Consider the following 19,426-nt stretch of genomic DNA (forward strand, 5'->3'; position numbering starts at 1 on the left):
CCAGATGTGGAAGCCCGGTAACGGGTGGAGCTGACTGGTACTAATAGGCCGAGGGCTTGTCCTCAGTTGCTCGCGTCCACTGTGTTAGTTCTGAAATAACGAACAGCTGTGATGTCGGCCAGCGTTCGAATTTCATAGTGTTTCGGTGGTCATAGCGTTAGGGAAACGCCCGGTTACATTCCGAACCCGGAAGCTAAGCCTTTCAGCGCCGATGGTACTGCAGGGGGGACCCTGTGGGAGAGTAGGACGCCGCCGAACAATCATTGCGGGAAGCCCCGCACCAGCCCTTCCGGGCTCGGTGCGGGGCTTTTCTGCGTTCACGGCCAGAGCCGTGCATCCTCTGGGTTTCCTGTGGAGGGCACGATGACCGCACAGCACACGGAAGCTGACGGCCCCCTCATCCCGCGGCCGGCCATGACACGTGAGGCCTTGGTGACGCCGTGCGGCGACTGGATATGCGCAGTCTTGCAGCGTTCGACGCAGGGTGTCACGAGGCGTTCGACCGTGCAGCCGAGACCGGAGCCATCAACCCGCTGAGGTTCTTCCTGATCAAGTGGGCCACCTATGTCGCCATTCAGCGGTGGCCAGCACGAGTGACTGCCCTGGCCGAGGCGGAACGGGTTGCCGGGGACCCGACGGCGGATGAGAAGGCCTTCAAGGCTTCCATGGAGACGAGCAGTCGCATTCTCGCGGAAGCCCAGCAGGAGGATGAGGCCGCGCACCTATGAGGACGAGCGGCTGATGGCCTGGTATCAGCCCCCTCAGCCACCGCTGCCGCGTGTACCTCAAGCGCGTCAACCTCTGACGGGCCGCAACCCGGGGAGTTTCAGAGGCGGCCGGTGGACTTCAAAGCCAGGTAAGCGTCTGACAGGGCCGGGGCGAGGGTGTCCGGGGTGGCGTCGACGACGTGGACGCCGTGGCGGGTGAGTTGTTCTGCGGTGCGGCGGCGGGCGGCCTGGGACTGGGTGCCTGCGGTGGCCTCGTAGATCGCCTCCGGCGTGCCGCGGGCCTTCGTCATCTGCTCGACGTGCGGGTCCGCGACCGAGGCCAGCAGGACCGTGTGGCGCTGAGTGAGGCGGGGGAGGAGCGGCAGGAGGCCCTCTTCCAGGACGGCCGCGTCCAGGCTCGTCAGCAGGACCACCAGGGATCGGCGCGGGGCGCTGCGCAGGACGGTGGAGACCAGGGTGCGGGCGTCGGTTTCGACGAGCTCCGGTTCCAGCGTGGCCATCGCGTTCACGAAGGCCGGCAGGATCTCCCCGGCCGAGCGGCCCTGGACCAGGGCGCGGGCATGGCGGTCGTGGGCCAGCAGGTCCACGCGGTCGCCGGCGCGCGAGGCCAGCGCCGCCAGCAGCAGGGCGGCGTCCATGGCGGAGTCCAGGCGGGGGGCGTCTCCGACGCGGCCCGCCGCGGTGCGGCCGGTGTCCAGGCAGATCAGGATGTGCCGGTCGCGTTCCGGGCGCCAGGTGCGGACGGCCACCTTGTCCTGGCGGGCGGTGGCCCGCCAGTCGATGGAGCGGGTGTCGTCGCCGGGGACGTAGTCGCGCAGGCTGTCGAACTCGGTGCCCTCACCGCGCGTCAGGAGGCTCGTGCGGCCGTCCAGTTCGCGCAGCCGCGCCAGCCGCGAGGGCAGGTGCTTGCGGCTGGCGAACGGGGGCAGGACCCGGACGGTCCAGGGGACGGTGTGGGTGCCCTGGCGGGCCAGCAGGCCGAGCGGCCCGTACGAGCGGATCGTCACCCGGTCCGCCCGGCGGTCCCCGCGGCGGGTGGGCCGCAGGCGGGTGGTGACCCGGCGGCGTTCGCCCGGCGGGACCGCCAGCCGGTGGCGGGACGCCCCGGGCTCCGTGCCGGGGAGCCAGCTGCTCGGGGGCCAGGCGTCGCGGAGGTCGGCTCGGAGCGGGCGCTTGCCCGGGTTGGTGACGGTGAGGTGGACCTCCGCCGGTTCCCCGAGGCGGATGGAGGTGTCGCCGGAGCGGGCCAGGGCGAGCCGCCGTACCGGCGCGGCCAGGGCGTAGTCGACGGCGCAGGCCAGGGCCAGCGGGCCGTTGACCGCGAGCAGCCCCGTCCAGCTCGGTTCGAGGATGCCGACGGGGATGCTGCCGAGGGCCGCCAGCAGGGCGGCGCGTCCGGTGAGGGCCATCAGCGGGGGACGGGGACGTGGGACAGGATGGCGGTGATGACGGCGTCGGCCGTGACGCCCTCCATCTCGGCCTCGGGGCGCAGTTGGACGCGGTGGCGCAGGGTGGGCAGGGCGAGGGCCTTGACGTCGTCGGGGGTGACGTAGTCGCGGCCGGTGAGCCAGGCCCAGGCGCGGGAGGTGGCCAGCAGGGCGGTCGCCCCGCGCGGGGAGACGCCGAGCGTGAGGGACGGCGATTCGCGGGCGGCCCGGCAGATGTCGACGACGTACCCGGCGATCTCGGGGGAGACGGACACCTTCGCGACGGCCTCGCGGGCGGCTTCCAGTTCGGCTGCGCCGGCGACCGGGCGGACGCCGGCGGCGCGGAGGTCGCGCGGGTCGAAGCCGGCGGCGTGCCGGGTGAGGACGCCGATCTCGTCGGCGCGGGAGGGCAGGGGGACCGTCAGTTTGAGGAGGAAGCGGTCCAGTTGGGCTTCGGGGAGGGGGTAGGTGCCCTCGTACTCCACGGGGTTCATGGTGGCGGCGACGAGGAAGGGCTCCGGCAGGCGGCGCGGGGTGCCGTCGACGGTGACCTGGCGTTCCTCCATCGCCTCCAGGAGGGAGGACTGGGTCTTGGGCGGAGTCCGGTTGATCTCGTCCGCGAGGAGGAGGTTCGTGAAGACCGGGCCGTTCTGGAAGGAGAACTCGGCGGTGCGGGCGTCGTAGACGAGCGAGCCGGTGACATCGCTGGGCATCAGGTCCGGGGTGAACTGGACGCGCTTGGTGTCGAGGTCGAGGGAGGCGGCGAGGGCCCGTACGAGGAGGGTCTTGGCGACACCGGGCACGCCTTCGAGGAGGACGTGGCCTCGGCACAGCAGGGCGACGACGAGACCGGTGACGGCCGAGTCCTGGCCGACGACGGCCTTCCCGATCTCGGTGCGGATCGCTTCCAGGGAGGAGCGGGCGCTGTCCGTGGTGGCCGTCATGAGGTGCGGACCTCTCTTTCGAGGGCGTCGAGGTGGTCGGCGAGCGCGACGAGTGCCGCGTCGTCGGCGGGGATGGGGCCGAAGAGGAGGGTGGCCGGGTCGGGTGCGCCGGCGTGCGGGGCTCCGTACGGTGCCGCCGCGTGGGCGGCTGCGCCGGTCAGGCGGGCGGATACGGCGGGGACCAGGGTGGCCGGGTCGTGGGCGCGGGTGGGCGGTACGCCGACCAGGGCGGCGAGGCGTTCACGGGCGGCTGCCCGCAGGACGGTGGCCGCGCGGTCGCGGGCCGCGGCCTTGCGGTAGAGGCGGGCACGGCCCTCGGTGGCCTCGGAGGCCCGGATGACGACGGGCAGCTGCTCGGTGACGAGGGGGCCGAGGCGACGGGCGCGCCAGAGCGCGGCGAGGGCGGCGGCCACGAACAGCTGGAGCAGGGCCCAGCTCCAGCCGGCGGGGATCAGCTCCAGGAAGCCCTTCTGCTCCTCGGCCCCGGGGTCGGCGGTGTCCGCGAGGGAGGGCAGGTACCAGACGAGCTCGGGGCGGGAGCCGAGGAGCTGGAGGGCGAGGGAGGCGTTGCCCTCGTCGGCGAGGCTCCGGTTGAGCAGGATCTGCTCGGAGCCGAGGAGGACGGTGTCGCCGCCGGTGGTGGTGGAGGGGAGGACGAGCAGGGTGGGGCTGCCGCCGCTGGGATAGCAGGCGGTGCCGGCGCCCGCGGGGGCGTAGCGGAGGTTTCCGCCGGTGGCGGCGCGGCCGGCGGAGGTGGCGGCGGGCAGGGCGCAGGCGGGGTCGAGGACGTCCTGGTCGGCGTAGCCCCTGCTCCGGGTGGCGGGGGCCAGGTCGCGGAGACTGCGGGGGCCGGGGGCGAGGAGGACGGTACGGCCGCCGGAGAGGTCGATGGCGGAGCGGATGGCGCGCCGCTGGTCCTCGCCGAGCCGGTCGGGGCCGGTGACGAGCAGGGTCGTGTGGGGGCCGGCGGCCTCGGCGGCCTCGTCGGCGGTGGTGACGACGCGGGTGGTGACCCCGCGGGCCTTGAGCAGCTCGGCGACGGCCCGGCTGCCGGCGGGGTCGGCGGAGCGGGGGTCGAGGTGGCCGTGCCGGCTGTCGGAGCCGAGGGCGGCCAGGGTGACGGCGCCGACGAGCAGGATCCCGAGTCCGACGAGCGCGCCGCGGGCCCGCCGCCACAGTGCTGCCGGGGTGGGGGCGGGGGGTGCGGTGCCGGCCCCGCTGCCTGCGGCGGCGGGGGCCGGGGCCGTACGGGGGTCTGGGAGCGGCCGGGTGGAACCGCTGCCCGCGGGTTCGGGTGAGCCGGAGCGGGTTCCGCCTGCGGCGGCGCCGGGCGCGGCGGGGCGTGTACGGGTGGCGGGCCGGGTTCCGGTTTCCCCCGAGGGGGCGCCCCTACCGCCCTCAGTGCCCGCTTCGGCCGGCACCGGGGTAACTGCACCGGGGGTGGTGCCGGGGGGCGCGGGAGGGGCGTCCGGGGCCGGGCTCGGGGCCTTGGCCGGCGGAGTGTCCGTGCCGGTGTCTGCCGTCCGGGCTCCGGTGGCCCGGGCGGGGGCGGCGGGCTGCGTGGGCGGGGGGCCGGCTGCCGGGGTGGCCGGGGTGGGCTCGGGCGGTGGGGACGGGGTGGGGGTCATGCCGGGGGTCCCGTCAGGAGGGGCTTCGTGTGCGGGAGGGCGAGGTCCAGGGTGCGCAGGCGGGCGTAGGTGTCGGAGTCGGCGGTGCGGCCGCCGTAGGTGACGTCGTCGAAGGCGCGGGCCGCGGCGCGCAGCTCTGCGGTGTGGGCGGGGAGGGAGCGCGCGGCCTCGGCGGCGGCCTCGTCGGCGGTGCGGCCGGGGCGGGGGTCGAGGAGGGCGCGCTCCTCCAGGGAGCGCACGATGGCCCGCATGCGTTCCCGGACGGCTTCGCTCCAGCGGCCGGCCGCGGCGTGGGCCTCGGCGGCGGTGCGGTGGTCCGCGGCGCTGCGCGGGGCGTCGTCGAACAGCGTGGCCGCGGTCGTGACGGCCCGGCGGGGGGTGCCGAGCCGCCACCACAGGGCGGCCAGTGCCAGGACGACCAGGGCGGCGACGGCGGCGAGGCCGAGGGCGCCGCCCGGGGTGGCGGCCGAGGCGTGGTCGAAGAGGTCGCCGACCCAGTCCCAGAACCGGTTCAGGGCGCGCTGGAGCAGGCCCGGATCGTGCTCGTGGTACATCGGCTTCGACAGTTCGCGTTCGGCCGCCTCACGGGCGGCGTCCCGCGGTGTCGTGACCGGCGGCTCCACCGCCGCCGGTGTGATCGCCTGACTGATGAGGCCCCCCCAACCCGTCACCTGCGCATCAGCTCCCGGTCGGCGGCGCGGCCGCTTCCGTGCCGTAGTCCTCCAGGCCCGCCGCCCGGGCGAGCTCCAGGTCGAGGGCCTCGCGGCGGATGCGCTGGTCGACGTAGAGCAGGACGGTGACACCCGACTGCATCGGCATGGTGATCACCAGGCCGATGATCCCGCCGATCGCGGCGGTGATCAGGTAGCCCCAGCTGTCGGGCGGGGCGGTGGTGCCGAGCATGCCGCCGACGCCGCCGCCGAAGAGGGCGAAGGCGATGGCGTTGAAGACGCCGCCGATCATGCCCGCGAGGAAGGAGGTGATCAGGCCCGTCAGGAGGGTGATGCCGAAGATCCGCCACCACGAGCCCTTGACCAGCCGGGCGGAGCGCGTGAAGGCGGTGAGGATCCGGGCCCGCTCCAGCATCAGTGCGGGCGAGGCCAGGCTGAACCTGATCCACAGCCAGGTGATCAGCACGAGCGCGGCGGGGACGCCGAGGAGGATCAGACCGGCGCTCCGCATCAGGACGCCGGGAAGGACGAACACCACGCCGATGAGGACCGCCCCGAGCCCGGTCAGCACGGTGAGGCCGAACAGCTTCAGCAGCTGGGGTCGCGCCTCGCGCCAGGCGGCGGAGACGGTCGAGGGCCGGCCCAGTACCGCCCGGCTGAAGATCATCGTCAGCATCGAGGTGACCAGGAGTCCTCCGAGCAGCTGGAGGAAGAGGGCGCCGCCGCCGAGCAGCAGTGTCCCGGCCAGGAGGTCGTTGATCTCGTCCATGCTGGGCTGGGCGCCCGGCTCGAAGGACTCCAGGTTGACGCGGGACAGCAGGTTCTTCTGCAGGAGGACGTTGCCCACCTGCACGCACACGGCCACGACGCCGGTGAGCGAGAGGACCGAGCGCCAGTGGGTGCGGATGGCGGCGACCGCTCCGTCGAGGATCTCGCCCACGCCCAGCGGGCGCAGCGGGATCACGCCCGGCTTGGCCGCCGGGGGCTTGCCCCACTGGCCGCCCCACTGGCCGGGACCGCCGGAGCGGGCGTAACCGTGGCCGTACTGGCCTGCGCCGGGCTGCGGCGGCAGGGGCTGCTGCTGCGGCGGGGTCGGGGGCAGGCCGGGGCTCGACCAGTCGCCGGGCGGCGGCTGCTCCGCGGACCACTTCTGCCCGCCCGCTGCCGGTGGCGCGGTGCCGTCGCCGCTGTGACCGTCGGGCGCGCCCGGCCGCTCGCCGTCGGACGGGGAGGCGGGTGATCCGGGCGTAGCCCAGCCCGGAGAGTCGTTCATCGTCGCTCCTTCGCGTGCACCTGTGGGGCGGGGGCGCTGGTCGGCTGCCATCGTGCCACGTGGGAACGTTGAACGGACGGGCCGTCCCCCCGGATCCCCGGCCGTCCCTGCCTTCAATTGTCGCCGGGATCCGGGGCACACTGGTCGGTCTGGTCCCCACCCAGGTCCGAGGGTCGATTTCCAGCCCTTTTGGCTGTGGGACAGCTCACCGCCAGGTAACGATTGGCTAATGGGATGATGTCAACCATGAAGGGACGCGTCCTTGTCGTCGACGACGACACCGCGCTGGCCGAGATGCTCGGCATTGTGCTGCGTGGAGAAGGTTTTGAGCCGTCGTTCGTAGCGGACGGCGACAAGGCACTGGCTGCCTTCCGGGAGGCGAAGCCGGACCTGGTGCTGCTCGACCTCATGCTGCCCGGACGGGACGGCATAGAGGTGTGCAGGCTGATCCGCGCCGAATCCGGTGTACCGATCGTGATGCTCACCGCCAAGAGCGACACGGTCGACGTCGTGGTGGGTCTGGAGTCCGGTGCCGACGACTACATCGTCAAGCCGTTCAAGCCGAAGGAGCTGGTGGCCCGGATCAGAGCCCGCCTGCGCAGGTCGGAGGAGCCCGCGCCCGAGCAGCTGGCCATCGGTGACCTGGTCATCGACGTGGCCGGGCACTCGGTCAAGCGGGACGGCGCCTCCATCGCACTGACCCCGCTGGAGTTCGACCTCCTGGTCGCCCTCGCGCGCAAGCCCTGGCAGGTGTTCACCCGCGAGGTGCTGCTGGAGCAGGTGTGGGGCTACCGGCACGCGGCGGACACCCGCCTGGTCAACGTGCACGTGCAGCGGCTCCGCTCCAAGGTCGAGAAGGACCCGGAGCGCCCCGAGATCGTGGTGACGGTGCGCGGTGTCGGCTACAAGGCCGGACCCAGCTGACGTGCAGCCCGGCAAGCCCCGGAGCGGCTCCCGCCGGGGGCCCCTGCGGGGCGGCCGGCTGCTCCAGGACGGAGCGCCCGGCGGCCCCGTGCTGCGGCTGTTCGTACGCCTCGTACAGCGGCCGCTGCTTCCGGCTGTCCGGCTGTGGCGGCGCAACATCCAGCTCCGGGTGGTCGCCGCGACGCTGCTGATGTCGCTGGCGGTGGTCCTCGCCCTCGGTTTCGTGGTGATCGCGCAGGTCAGCAAGGGGCTGCTGGACGCCAAGGAGGAGGCCGCGCAGAGCCAGGCCGCGGGCGGTTTCGCCGTCGCGCAGGAGAAGGCCAACACGCCGTCCACCGTCGACGGGCCCGACGCCACCGACAACAAGGTGGGGCGGGACGCCAGCACCTGGATGAACTCGCTGGTCAAACAGCTCGCCAGTGGCGGCCAGACCGCCTTCGAGGTGGTCGCGCTCGGTGCCGGCACCGGCACGACGGGGAGCGGCGCGCAGCCGCCGGGCGGGCCCGCCGTCTCGGGCGTCAAGGGCGCCCGCGCCTCCGGCAACGTCGACCCGACCGCGAGCGTCCCGCCCGCCCTGCGGCGGTCCGTCAACCACGCCACCGGCACCTTCAAGACCTTTTCCCAGATCCGCTACACCGCCGGGCCGGGGGCCAAGGCGCCCGAGCCCGCGCTGGTCGTGGGCAAGCGGCTCACCGACATCAACGGCGACCCGTACGACCTGTACTACCTCTTCCCGCTGACGCAGGAGGAGGAGTCCCTCAACCTGGTCAAGAGCACCATCGCGACCGCGGGCCTGTTCGTCGTGGTGCTGCTCAGCGCCATCGCGTGGCTGGTCGTGCGCCAGATCGTCACCCCCGTGCGGATGGCCGCCGGCATCGCCGAGCGGCTTTCGGCGGGGCGGCTGCAGGAGCGGATGAAGGTCACCGGCGAGGACGACATCGCGCGGCTCGGCGAGGCCTTCAACAAGATGGCGCAGAACCTCCAGAACAAGATCCAGCAGCTGGAGGACCTGTCCCGGATGCAGCGCCGGTTCGTCTCCGACGTCTCGCACGAGCTGCGGACGCCGCTGACCACGGTCCGGATGGCCGCCGATGTCATCCACGACGCCCGGGTGGACTTCGACCCGGTCACGGCGCGGTCCGCGGAGCTGCTCGCCGGGCAGCTCGACCGCTTCGAGTCGCTGCTCGCGGACCTGCTGGAGATCAGCCGGTTCGATGCGGGGGCCGCGGCCCTGGAGGCGGAGCCGATCGACCTGCGGGACGTCGTACGCCGGGTCATCGACGGTGCCGAGCCGCTCGCGGAGCACAAGGGCACCCGGATCCGGGTCCTCGGCGACACCCAGCCCGTCATAGCCGAGGCCGACGCCCGGCGCGTGGAGCGGGTCCTGCGCAACCTCGTCGTCAACGCCGTGGAGCACGGCGAGGGACGCGACGTGGTGGTCCGGCTCGCCTCTGCGGGCGGGGCCGTCGCGGTCGCCGTACGGGACTACGGCGTCGGGCTCAAGCCGGGCGAGGCCACCCGCGTCTTCAACCGCTTCTGGCGGGCCGATCCGGCGCGGGCGCGCACGACCGGCGGTACGGGCCTCGGCCTGTCCATCGCCGTCGAGGACGCCCGGCTGCACGGCGGCTGGCTGCAGGCCTGGGGGGAACCGGGCGGGGGCTCGCAGTTCCGGCTGACCCTGCCGCGGACCGCCGACGAGCCGCTGCGGGGCTCCCCGATCCCGCTGGAGCCGGAGGACTCGCGGGCCAACCGGGCCAGGGCGGCGGCCGAAGCGGCCGGTGCGGGGGCGGCCCCGCAGGCGCCCTCGCGGGATGCGGGCCGGCGCGACCGCTCGCCGATACCGCCGCGCTCGGCGGTCGCCGGGGCCCTGCCGGTGCCGTCGGACCCGACGGCGCTGCCGGGCAACGGGGCCCGGGTGGTGGCCCGCCCGGCCGACAGGGCAGCCGACACGGCGGCGGACAGGGCGGCGGACCGGGCGGCCGGGACCCCGCGTGACGCGGCGGCTCCGGCACAGGACCCGGCGCCGCACACGAAGGACGACACGCCCGGCGCGCAGGAGGGGACCGGCCGCACGCCGGAGGCCCGGGCCGCCGCCGGCCGGCCGGCAGCACAGGAGGATGGCGCAGGTGGACGCTGAGCCCGCACGGGTTTCCAGGGACGGCGGTGTCCGCCGCCGGCGGACGGTCCGCGCCACCGCCCTCGCAGCGGCCGCACTGGTCCTCGCCGGCTGCGCCTCCATGCCCGACCACGGGGAGATCCGCGAGGTACGGGCCTCGCAGGGGGTCGACTCGCAGGTCCGGGTCTTCGGCGTGCCACCGGCCGAGAAGGCCGGCGCCCAGGACATCGTCGACGGCTTCCTGGAGGCCATGACCAGCGACGACCCGCAGCTGCAGACCGCCCGCAAGTACCTCACGCAGGAGGCGGCGAAGAACTGGAAGCCCGGCTCGGCCGTCACCGTGCTCTCGGCCGGCCTCGACCGGATATCCGTCCAGGGCGAGAAGGACTCCGCCGACCCCCGCTTCAAGGTCAGCGGCAAGAAGCTCGCGACGGTCGACGAGCGCAGCGCGTACCAGCCGGAGACCTCGGGAGGGCGGTACGAGGAGTTCCTCACGCTGGTCAAGGAGAACAAGGAGTGGCGGATCGCCACCCCGCCCAGCAGCCTCGTGCTCAGCGAGTCCGACTTCCAGCGCATCTACATGCCGGTCAACAAGTACTACTTCGCGGGCGGCACGCTCGTCGCCGACCCCGTGTACGTACGCCAGCGCAGCGACCCCGACTCGCGGATGGACCCGACCACGCAGACCGTCCAGTCGCTGTTCGCGGGACCGTCCAAGTGGCTGGCCCCGGTGGTCACTTCGAGCTTCCCCACCGGTACGGAACTGCGCGAGGGCACGAAGACCCTCTCGTACGACGGGCAGAACACGCTGCGGGTGCCGCTGAACGACAAGGCCGACAACGTCGCGCAGCCGCAGTGCCAGAAGATGGCCACCCAACTGCTCTTCACCGTGCAGGACCTGACGGCCTCCCAGCTGTCGCGGGTCGAGCTGCTGCGCTCGGACCGGTCCTCGCTGTGCTCGGTGACGAACGCGGCGGCGTCGGCGCTCGCCCACCGGATCCCGAGCCCCGGCTTCCAGTACTACGTCGACAGCGACAGCCGGCTCGTGCGGATGAAGCTCGACGTGAGCAGTGAGGACCAGCAGTACAAGCCCGAACCGGTGCCCGGCCCGCTGGCCGCCACCCCTGCCTTCAAGATCGGCTCGGCGGCCGTCTCCTACGACGAGAAGCGCGCGGCGGTGGTTTCCGAGGACGGGCACGGGCTCTACCTGGTCAACACGACCACCGCCGGAACGATGCCGCAGCCGCTGCTGACCGGCAAGGGCGCCAAGCCGAACGGCCTCGGGGCGCCGAGCTGGGACGCGGCGGGCGATCTGTGGGTCGCCGACCAGGACCCGCAGAACCCGGCGCTGTACCGGGTGCCGGGCGGCACCGGGACCCCGCAGAAGGTCGAGGTCCCGGGGCTCGACGGCGGGCGGATCACCGCGCTGAAGGCGGCGCCCGACGGGGTGCGGATCGCGCTGCTCGTGCAGAACCAGAACCGCAACCAGCTCTTCATCGGGCGGATCGAACGGCCCGAGGGCAAGACGGACCCGGCGGCGCCGGTGGCCGTGCGCGAGCTGCGCCCGGCGGCTCCGCAGATGGCGAGCGTGACGGCGCTGAGCTGGGCGCCGCGGGGCCGACTGCTGGTGGTGGGCCGGGAGAGCGGCGGGGTCGTGCAGGCCCGGTACATGCTGGCGGACGGGTCGATGGTCGCGGCGGGCCTGCCCGGGGCGACCGGACTGGTGGCGGTCACGGCGACCGAGGACGAGAAGAAGCCCGTGGTCGCGTGCTCGGACGAGGACGGGATCGTATGGCTGCCGCCGGGGGCGCAGTGGCGCACGGTGGCGGCGGGCGGCCGGGCGCCGGTCTACCCGGGCTGACGGCTCCGGTCCGCCGCCCCTGCACCGTTGTCCACAGGGGTGGCGGGCGGCGGCCGGCCCCCGGCACAGTGGCCGCATGCGGGGGTGGTGGCAGGAGCTGGCCGGGCTGGTGCTGCCGATGGACTGCGCGGGGTGCGGGGCCGCCCGGGCACTGCTGTGCCCGCGCTGCGATGAGGCTCTGAGCGGCGCGGCGGCCGGACCCGTACGGCCTTCGCCGCCGCCGCGCGGGCTGCCGGCGGTGCATGCCGCCGCCGCGTACGAGGGCGCCGTACGGGCGGTCGTCCTGGCGCACAAGGAGCGCGGGGCGCTGCCGCTGGCCGGGCCGCTGGGCGCTGCCCTGGCGGCGGCAGTCCGCTCGGGCGGGGCCGGCCGGGAGCTGGTGCTCGTCCCGGTGCCCTCGGCGCGGGCGCAGGTCCGCGCGCGCGGGCACGATCCCGCGCGCCGGATCGCCCTGGCGGCCGCGGGGCGGCTGCGGCGGGCCGGTTGCGCGGCGCGCGTGGCGCCCGTACTGCGCCAGCGGCGGCCGGTGGCGGACCAGGCGGGTCTGGGCGCGCGGGAGCGGCGGGAGAACCTGGCGGGGGCGTTGGCGGTGGTGCCGGGAGCGGCGTCGGCGGTGGCTGCGGGAGGGGCCCGGCCGGCGGGGGCGGGGATCGTCCTGGTGGACGACCTGATCACCACCGGAGCCACACTGGCGGAGGCGGCCCGGGCGGTGCGCGCCGCCGGGCTCGGACCGGTGGCGGGGGCGGCCGTGGTGGCGGCGCCGGCCGGGTCCTTCGTACGGATCCGGTCGAAGACCCGTCCAGAGCAGCGATCAGGTGAATAGTTTTGGAACTGGTGGGGAAGCTGCATCGTTACAGCAGGTAAGAGGGAATGGCCACCTGAACGGAGGTACGGGCCGGTAGCGGGTGCCGACAACCGCCATCGAGAGATATGTTCGGTTGTAAGGAAACGGCGAGCCTTGGGCGCCATGCATCGGACCGTGCGTTTCGGCGTTTCCGAAACTTCGTGTCAGAGGCTGTCTCTCGACTCCGAAGTCGGTGGGGTGAGATCTTGCCGATGGGGGAGGAGGAGGTGAAAGTCGCCAAGTCCGAGGCTCCGGTGTTCACCGGAGCCTGGTGCGAAAGGGAGACGCTTCGCCCCACGAGGCGGAGCTATCCGGGAACGGAGTTCTGCGTGGACATCGTCGTCAAGGGCCGCAAGACCGAGGTGCCCGAGCGGTTCCGCAAGCACGTGGCCGAAAAGCTCAACGTGGACAAGATCCAGAAGTATGACGGCAAAGTCATCAGCATGGACGTCGAGGTGTCCAAGGAGCTCAACCCGCGGCAGGCCGACCGTTCCGACCGTGTGGAGATCACCCTGCGCTCGCGGGGCCCGGTGATCCGTGCCGAGGCCGCCGCCGCAGACCCGTACGCAGCTCTGGACCTCGCACACGAGAAGCTTGAGGCCCGGCTGCGCAGGCAGCACGACAAGCGCCACAGCCGTCGCGGCAACGGACGCCTCTCGGCGGCCGAGGTCGCCGACGCCGTGCCGGACGCCGCGTCGCTCAACGGCAACGGCGAGCTGGTCCCGGCGGACAAGGAGGAAGCGATCCCGACCACGCGGATCGGATCGCTGGAAGTGCAGGGCGAAGGCCCGCTCATCGTCCGCGAGAAAACCCACTCGGCCGCCCCCATGTCGCTCGACCAGGCCCTCTATGAAATGGAACTGGTCGGCCACGACTTCTATCTGTTCGTCGACTCCGACACCAAGATGCCGAGCGTCGTCTACCGGCGCCACGGCTACGACTACGGCGTGATCCACCTCAACGCCGACCAGGCCTCCAGCTCCGCTGAGCCCGGTGCGGGCGCGGGCGGCGCGCTCGGCGGCTGACGCCGCGCCTGGCGCTGGCCGGGCGGTGCGAGGGTGTGGTGCCCCCGGGATGTTCGGTCGTCCCGGGGGCACCCGTACGACGTGTATACGCCAGGTGGTCGCCAACGACCCCGCGCGCGGTGGCGCAGGCATGGAATCATGGCGGGCAGTCAACCGGCGTACGACCTCGTCCGGTTGGCTTGGAGCTCGGCACATGCAGGGGGAGGAACGATGGCGGACAGCTTCGGGCCGGTGCGCGGTGATGAGGGCGGCGAGCCGATCCGGGTGCTCGTCGTCGACGACCACGCCCTGTTCCGGCGCGGGCTGGAGATCGTCCTCGCGCAGGAGGAGGACATCCAGGTCGTCGGTGAGGCGGGTGACGGCGCGGAGGCGGTGGACAAGGCGGCGGACCTGCTGCCGGACATCGTGCTGATGGACGTGCGGATGCCGCGGCGCGGCGGGATCGAGGCGTGCACCTCGATCAAGGAGGTCGCCCCCTCCGCGAAGATCATCATGCTGACGATCAGCGACGAGGAGGCGGACCTCTACGACGCGATCAAGGCGGGCGCCACGGGATACCTCCTGAAGGAAATCTCCACCGACGAGGTCGCGACGGCGATCCGCGCGGTGGCGGACGGCCAGTCGCAGATCAGCCCGTCGATGGCGTCGAAACTCCTGACGGAGTTCAAGTCGATGATCCAGCGGACGGACGAGCGGCGGCTCGTGCCGGCGCCCCGGCTCACGGACCGGGAACTGGAAGTCCTCAAGCTGGTGGCCACCGGGATGAACAACCGGGACATCGCCAAGGAGTTGTTCATCTCGGAGAACACCGTGAAGAACCACGTCCGCAACATCCTGGAGAAACTGCAGCTGCATTCCCGGATGGAGGCCGTGGTGTACGCGATGCGGGAGAAGATCCTCGAAATCCGCTGACCGGCTCCGTCCGCAGGCCCCGCCGGCCCCGCGGGCTCCCGCCCCCGCGGGCTCCCGCCCCGGCGGGCTCCCGCCCCCGGGGGCTCAACTGCGGGCCCCGCCGCGCCTAGAGCGCGGCCAGTTCCGCCGTGACGGCCTCGGCCTCGGCGGGGGTGGCGGTGCGGTCGATGCGGACGGCGTCGCAGCCGACCCAGTCCGCCGCCTCGCGCAGGGCCTCCGCCATCGGGCGGGCGGCCTTCAGCCCGGTCAGGGAGAGCTGGCGGGCCACCAGGGTGCGGCCTTCCCGGGCCGGGTCGACGCGGCCCTGGAGCCGGCCGCCCGCGAGCAGCGGCATCGCGAAGTAGCCGTGTATCCGCCGGGGCTTGGGCACGTACGCCTCCAGGCGGTGGGTGAAGTCGAAGATGCGCTCCGTGCGGGGGCGGTCCCACACCAGGGAGTCGAACGGGGAGAGCAGGGTCGTGCGGTGGCGGCCCCGCGGGACGGTGGCCAGCGCGGCCGGGTCCGCCCAGGCGGGCCTGCCCCAGCCTTCGACCTCCACCGGCACCAGCCCCGAGTCGGCGATCACCGCGTCGACCTGCTCGCCCTTGAGGCGGTGGTAGTCCGCGAGGTCGGCCCGGGTGCCGACGCCCAGGGACTGGCCGGCCAGCGCCACCAGGCGGCGCAGGCACTCGCGGTCGTCCATGTCGTCATGGAGCAGGGCGTCCGGAACCGCCCGCTCCGGCAGGTCGTAGACCCGCTTCCAGCCGCGCCGCTCCGTGCAGACCACCTCACCGGTGTCCAGCAGCCACTCCACGGCGATCTTGGTCTCGGACCATTCGAACCACTCGCCGCCGTTCTTGGCGCCGCCCAGCTCGGTCGAGGTGAGCGGCCCGTCGGACCGGAGCCGGTCCAGCACCGCCTTCGTCGAGCGCTCCTTGTCCTGGAGGACGTGCCAGCGGTGCCCACGGGCCCGGCGCTCCCGGCGCCGGAAGGCGAAGTGCGGCCACTCCTCGATGGGCAGGATGCAGGCCGCGTGCGACCAGTACTCGAAGGCGTGGGGGCCTGCCGAAGGCGTGCCCTCGGCTCCGGTCGACCAGTACGCCGACTCGACCGCCGCCCGGCCCACCGCGCCGAGCCGCGCGTACGGGACCAGCTCGTGCGAGCGGGCCAGTACGGAGATCGTGTCGAGCTGCACCGCGCCCAGGTGGCGCAGTACGCCCCGGACCCCGCCGCGCCGGTCGGGCGCCCCCAGGAAGCCCTGGGCGCGCAGGGCGATGCGGCGGGCCTCGTCGGCGGACAGGGACAGGGTCGGCGGCGGTGCGGTCGTCATGACCGCACCCTAGATCCCCCCACTGACAGCGGGGAGGTACGGGAGCGCGGAGGGCAGGCCGAGGTCCGAGGGGAGCAGGGCGCCTATCCAGCAGTCCCGCACCGTGCCGTTCTTCTCCAGGGCGGCGCGCAGTGCGCCCTCCATGCGGAAGCCGGCCTTCTCGGCGACGGCGCGGGACCCGGCGTTGCCGACCTCGGCACGCCATTCCAGCCGGGCGGCGCCCACCTCGGTGAAGGCCCAGCGGGCCACGGCCAGCACGGCCTCGGTCATGTAGCCGCGACCCCGGTGCTCCTTGACCGCCCAGTAGCCGATCTCGTACGCGCCGGGTCCGCGGACGTGCACGCCGACGGCCGCGACCAGCGGTCCGTCCCCGCCCAGCCGGACCGCGAAGGCGTAGCCGGTGTCCTCGCGCCAGCCGTTCGGGACGATCTCGCCGACGAAGCCGCGGGCGTCCTCGCGGGTGTAGGGGGAGGGGACCATCGTCCAGCGCTGGACGTCCGGGTCCTGCGCGGCGGCGTACACCTCGTCCTCGTCCGCGGGGGTGAACGGCCGCAGGCTCAGTCGCTCGGTGCTCAGGGTGAGGGGTTCCATGCACGGATTGTGGTCGCCGTCCGGGGGACACCGCGAACAGTTTTCGGTTACACCGGCACCTTCCGGGCGTCGCGCACGTTCTCATTCCGGGTGCCCGCGCCCTGCGGATGCGGCGGACCTCCCGACGCGACCGCGTCCTCGCTTACGATGGCCGTTGCGGTGGGGCCCACCCTCCGTGCCCGCGTACGAACCAGTGCCCAGGCCCGACCGGCAAGGAGACAAACCTCGGTGTCCGTCTTCAACAAGCTCATGCGTGCAGGCGAAGGCAAGATCCTGCGCAAACTGCACCGCATCGCGGACCAGGTCAACTCCATCGAAGAGGACTTCGTCAACCTCTCCGACGCCGAGTTGCGGGCGCTCACGGACGAGTACAAGCAGCGCTACCAGGACGGCGAGAGCCTGGACGACCTGCTGCCGGAGGCCTTTGCGACCGTCCGCGAGGCCGCCAAGCGCGTCCTCGGCCAGCGGCACTACGACGTCCAGATCATGGGCGGCGCGGCGCTGCACCTCGGCTACGTCGCCGAGATGAAGACCGGTGAGGGCAAGACCCTCGTCGGCACGCTTCCCGCGTACCTGAACGCCCTGTCCGGCAAGGGCGTCCACCTGATCACGGTGAACGACTACCTCGCCGAGCGCGACTCAGAGCTGATGGGCCGGGTGCACAAGTTCCTCGGCCTGGAGGTCGGCTGCATCCTGGCGAACATGTCGCCGGCGCAGCGCCGCGAGCAGTACAACTGCGACATCACGTACGGCACGAACAACGAGTTCGGCTTCGACTACCTGCGCGACAACATGGCGTGGTCGAAGGACGAGCTGGTGCAGCGCGGCCACAACTTCGCCGTGGTCGACGAGGTCGACTCCATCCTCGTCGACGAGGCCCGTACGCCGCTGATCATCTCCGGTCCGGCCGACCAGGCGACCAAGTGGTACGCCGACTTCGCCAAGCTGGTCACCCGCCTCACCAAGGGCGAGGCCGGCCAGCCGCTGAAGGGCATCGAGGAGACCGGCGACTACGAGGTCGACGAGAAGAAGCGCACCGTCGCCATCCACGAGGCCGGTGTCGCCAAGGTCGAGGACTGGCTCGGCATCGAGAACCTCTACGAGTCGGTGAACACCCCGCTCGTCGGCTACCTGAACAACGCCATCAAGGCCAAGGAGCTGTTCAAGCGCGACAAGGACTACGTCGTCATCGACGGCGAGGTCATGATCGTCGACGAGCACACCGGCCGTATCCTCGCCGGCCGCCGCTACAACGAGGGCATGCACCAGGCGATCGAGGCGAAGGAAGGGGTGGAGATCAAGGACGAGAACCAGACCCTCGCCACGATCACCCTCCAGAACTTCTTCCGCCTCTACACCAAGCTGTCCGGCATGACCGGTACGGCCATGACCGAGGCCGCCGAGTTCCACCAGATCTACAAGCTCGGTGTCGTCCCGATCCCGACCAACCGGGACATGGTCCGCAAGGACCAGCCGGACCTGATCTACCGGACCGAGGTCGCGAAGTTCGCCGCCGTCGTCGACGACATCGCGGAGAAGCACGAGAAGGGCCAGCCGATCCTCGTCGGTACGACGTCGGTCGAGAAGTCCGAGTACCTCTCCCAGCAGCTCTCCAAGCGGGGCATCCCGCACGAGGTGCTGAACGCGAAGCACCACGAGCGCGAGGCCTCGATCGTCGCCCAGGCCGGCCGCCGCGGCGCCGTCACCGTCGCCACCAACATGGCCGGCCGCGGTACCGACATCAAGCTCGGCGGCAACCCGGACGACCTCGCCGAGGCCGAGCTGCGCCAGCAGGGCCTCGACCCGGAGGAGCACATCGAGGAGTGGGCGCACGCGCTGCCCGCCGCGCTCCAGCGCGCCGAGGCGGCCGTGAAGGCCGAGTTCGAGGAGGTCAAGGCGCTCGGCGGGCTGTACGTGCTGGGCACCGAGCGGCACGAGTCACGCCGTATCGACAACCAGCTGCGCGGCCGCTCCGGCCGTCAGGGCGACCCGGGCGAGTCCCGCTTCTACCTGTCGCTCGGCGACGACCTGATGCGGCTGTTCAAGGCGCAGATGGTCGAGCGCGTCATGTCGATGGCGAACGTGCCGGATGACGTGCCGATCGAGAACAAGATGGTGACGCGCGCGATCGCGTCGGCCCAGTCGCAGGTCGAGACCCAGAACTTCGAGACCCGCAAGAACGTCCTGAAGTACGACGAGGTCCTCAACAGCCAGCGCGAGGTCATCTACGGCGAGCGCCGCCGCGTCCTGGAGGGCGAGGACCTGCACGAGCAGGTGCGCTTCTTCATGGACGACACGATCGACGCGTACATCGCGGCCGAGACGGTCGAGGGCTTCGCCGAGGAGTGGGACCTGGACCGGCTGTGGGGCGCCTTCAAGCAGCTCTACCCGATCAAGGTGACGGTTGAGGAGCTGGAGGAGGCCGCGGGGGACCGTGCGGGGATCACCGCCGACTTCATCGCGGAGTCCGTCAAGGACGACATCCACGAGCAGTACGAGGCTCGCGAGAAGGCGCTCGGCTCCGACATCATGCGTGAGCTGGAGCGGCGCGTGGTGCTGTCGGTCCTGGACCGCAAGTGGCGCGAGCACCTGTACGAGATGGACTACCTCCAGGAGGGCATCGGCCTGCGGGCGATGGCCCAGAAGGACCCGCTGGTCGAGTACCAGCGTGAGGGCTTCGACATGTTCAACGCCATGATGGAGGGCATCAAGGAGGAGTCCGTCGGCTACCTGTTCAACCTGGAGGTCCAGGTCGAACAGCAGGTCGAGGAGGTCCCGGTGCAGGACATCGAGCCCGCGGTGGCCGCGGCCGCGCGGCCGGAGATCCGGGCCAAGGGCCTGGACACCCCGCAGCGTCCGGACCGCCTGCACTTCTCCGCCCCGTCGGTGGACGGCGAGGGCGGCGTGGTCGAGGGCGACTTCGAGGCCGACGAGGCCGAGGCGGGGATGACGCGGGCCGAGCGCCGCAAGGCCCAGAAGGCCGCCGGCGGCCGCCGCCGCAAGAAGTAACCGCTGCCCGCACGGGCACCCCTGCCGGGGCCGGACACCAGGAACGGTGTCCGGCCCCGGCGGCGTCGTACGGCGCGTAGCTGTCCACATCGTCAAAGTTCCGCCCCCGCTCTTGTACAGCTTCCGCCCGTGACAAGGGGAGTACGGGCGGTGCTTGACTGGGG

At 72.6% G+C, this 19,426-nt stretch carries 15 protein-coding genes and 1 rRNA gene; 9 read left to right on the top strand and 7 right to left on the bottom strand.

Features of this window, described 5'->3' with window-relative positions; translation table 11 throughout:
* Positions 1-141: 141 nt before the first annotated feature.
* Both rrf and AC0666_RS03410 read left to right on the top strand, forming a co-directional pair.
* Positions 142-258: ribosomal RNA gene (gene rrf, locus AC0666_RS03405) — 5S ribosomal RNA — on the top strand.
* 182 nt (positions 259-440) lie between these two features.
* A complete protein-coding gene (locus AC0666_RS03410) occupies positions 441-728 on the top strand; it encodes a hypothetical protein (RefSeq protein ID WP_478707000.1) in 288 nt (95 codons plus the stop codon).
* 98 nt (positions 729-826) lie between these two features.
* On the opposite strand, the gene AC0666_RS03415 is transcribed toward AC0666_RS03410, so the two are convergent.
* The 5 genes from AC0666_RS03415 to AC0666_RS03435 form a co-directional block, all read right to left on the bottom strand.
* A complete protein-coding gene (locus AC0666_RS03415) occupies positions 827-2,137 on the bottom strand; it encodes a DUF58 domain-containing protein (protein WP_468968496.1) in 1,311 nt (436 codons plus the stop codon).
* Entirely contained in the window at positions 2,137-3,099 is a 963-nt protein-coding gene (locus tag AC0666_RS03420) for an AAA family ATPase (RefSeq protein WP_478707001.1), read from the bottom strand. The genes AC0666_RS03415 and AC0666_RS03420 overlap by 1 nt, the downstream gene beginning before the upstream one ends.
* Positions 3,096-4,277 carry a DUF4350 domain-containing protein gene (locus AC0666_RS03425; protein ID WP_478707189.1) on the bottom strand — a complete coding sequence of 394 codons (1,182 nt, stop codon included), beginning with the start codon at positions 4,275-4,277 and terminating at the stop codon, positions 3,096-3,098. Before AC0666_RS03425 ends, AC0666_RS03420 begins: the two co-directional genes overlap by 4 nt.
* A gap of 446 nt (positions 4,278-4,723) precedes the next feature.
* Positions 4,724-5,398 (bottom strand): DUF4129 domain-containing protein, encoded by a 675-nt coding sequence (locus tag AC0666_RS03430; protein WP_468968491.1) that lies wholly within the window; start codon positions 5,396-5,398, stop codon positions 4,724-4,726.
* A gap of 7 nt (positions 5,399-5,405) precedes the next feature.
* Positions 5,406-6,671: a DUF7544 domain-containing protein gene (locus tag AC0666_RS03435; protein ID WP_468968490.1), complete on the bottom strand. Its 1,266-nt coding sequence runs from the start codon at positions 6,669-6,671 to the stop codon at positions 5,406-5,408.
* 234 nt (positions 6,672-6,905) lie between these two features.
* On the opposite strand from AC0666_RS03435, the gene mtrA reads away from it, so the two are divergent.
* The 6 genes from mtrA to AC0666_RS03465 all read left to right on the top strand — a co-directional run bounded on the left by mtrA (position 6,906) and on the right by AC0666_RS03465 (position 14,353).
* On the top strand, positions 6,906-7,595 hold the full coding sequence (gene mtrA / locus AC0666_RS03440; protein ID WP_189747360.1) for a two-component system response regulator MtrA: 690 nt from the start codon (positions 6,906-6,908) through the stop codon (positions 7,593-7,595).
* 1 nt (position 7,596) lies between these two features.
* Positions 7,597-9,732, top strand: coding sequence for an MtrAB system histidine kinase MtrB (mtrB, locus tag AC0666_RS03445; RefSeq protein WP_478707002.1), 2,136 nt, complete (start codon positions 7,597-7,599; stop codon positions 9,730-9,732).
* A complete protein-coding gene (locus AC0666_RS03450) occupies positions 9,713-11,572 on the top strand; it encodes an LpqB family beta-propeller domain-containing protein (RefSeq protein WP_468968484.1) in 1,860 nt (619 codons plus the stop codon). The genes mtrB and AC0666_RS03450 overlap by 20 nt, the downstream gene beginning before the upstream one ends.
* 76 nt (positions 11,573-11,648) lie before the next feature.
* The gene (locus AC0666_RS03455) at positions 11,649-12,395 is read left to right on the top strand and encodes a ComF family protein (protein WP_478707003.1); all 747 of its coding nucleotides are present in this window, start codon (positions 11,649-11,651) and stop codon (positions 12,393-12,395) included.
* Between the two features lie 350 nt (positions 12,396-12,745).
* Positions 12,746-13,441 (top strand): ribosome hibernation-promoting factor, HPF/YfiA family, encoded by a 696-nt coding sequence (gene hpf, locus AC0666_RS03460; protein ID WP_361724769.1) that lies wholly within the window; start codon positions 12,746-12,748, stop codon positions 13,439-13,441.
* A gap of 210 nt (positions 13,442-13,651) precedes the next feature.
* Entirely contained in the window at positions 13,652-14,353 is a 702-nt protein-coding gene (locus AC0666_RS03465; RefSeq protein ID WP_030300047.1) for a response regulator, read from the top strand.
* 106 nt (positions 14,354-14,459) lie between these two features.
* On the opposite strand, the gene AC0666_RS03470 is transcribed toward AC0666_RS03465, so the two are convergent.
* Entirely contained in the window at positions 14,460-15,662 is a 1,203-nt protein-coding gene (locus tag AC0666_RS03470) for a winged helix-turn-helix domain-containing protein (protein WP_478707004.1), read from the bottom strand.
* A 9-nt stretch (positions 15,663-15,671) separates the two neighbouring features.
* A complete protein-coding gene (locus AC0666_RS03475; protein WP_468968476.1) occupies positions 15,672-16,253 on the bottom strand; it encodes a GNAT family N-acetyltransferase in 582 nt (193 codons plus the stop codon).
* Between the two features lie 228 nt (positions 16,254-16,481).
* Between AC0666_RS03475 and secA the strand changes: the two genes are divergently transcribed.
* Entirely contained in the window at positions 16,482-19,262 is a 2,781-nt protein-coding gene (secA, locus tag AC0666_RS03480) for a preprotein translocase subunit SecA (protein WP_478707005.1), read from the top strand.
* Positions 19,263-19,426 lie beyond the last annotated feature (164 nt).

Source organism: Streptomyces sp. NPDC043680 (assembly GCF_056436685.1).

What these genes read in the sequence shown, in the direction of transcription:
- AC0666_RS03415 (WP_468968496.1), bottom strand. Translation starts at nt 2,137, where the DNA reads ATGGCCCTCACCGGACGCGCCGCCCTGCTGGCGGCCCTCGGCAGCATC.
- AC0666_RS03420 (WP_478707001.1), bottom strand. Translation starts at nt 3,099, where the DNA reads ATGACGGCCACCACGGACAGCGCCCGCTCCTCCCTGGAAGCGATCCGC.
- AC0666_RS03435 (WP_468968490.1), bottom strand. Translation starts at nt 6,671, where the DNA reads ATGAACGACTCTCCGGGCTGGGCTACGCCCGGATCACCCGCCTCCCCG.
- mtrA (WP_189747360.1), top strand. Translation starts at nt 6,906, where the DNA reads ATGATGTCAACCATGAAGGGACGCGTCCTTGTCGTCGACGACGACACC.
- AC0666_RS03450 (WP_468968484.1), top strand. Translation starts at nt 9,713, where the DNA reads ATGGCGCAGGTGGACGCTGAGCCCGCACGGGTTTCCAGGGACGGCGGT.
- AC0666_RS03455 (WP_478707003.1), top strand. Translation starts at nt 11,649, where the DNA reads ATGCGGGGGTGGTGGCAGGAGCTGGCCGGGCTGGTGCTGCCGATGGAC.
- AC0666_RS03465 (WP_030300047.1), top strand. Translation starts at nt 13,652, where the DNA reads ATGGCGGACAGCTTCGGGCCGGTGCGCGGTGATGAGGGCGGCGAGCCG.
- AC0666_RS03470 (WP_478707004.1), bottom strand. Translation starts at nt 15,662, where the DNA reads ATGACGACCGCACCGCCGCCGACCCTGTCCCTGTCCGCCGACGAGGCC.
- AC0666_RS03475 (WP_468968476.1), bottom strand. Translation starts at nt 16,253, where the DNA reads ATGGAACCCCTCACCCTGAGCACCGAGCGACTGAGCCTGCGGCCGTTC.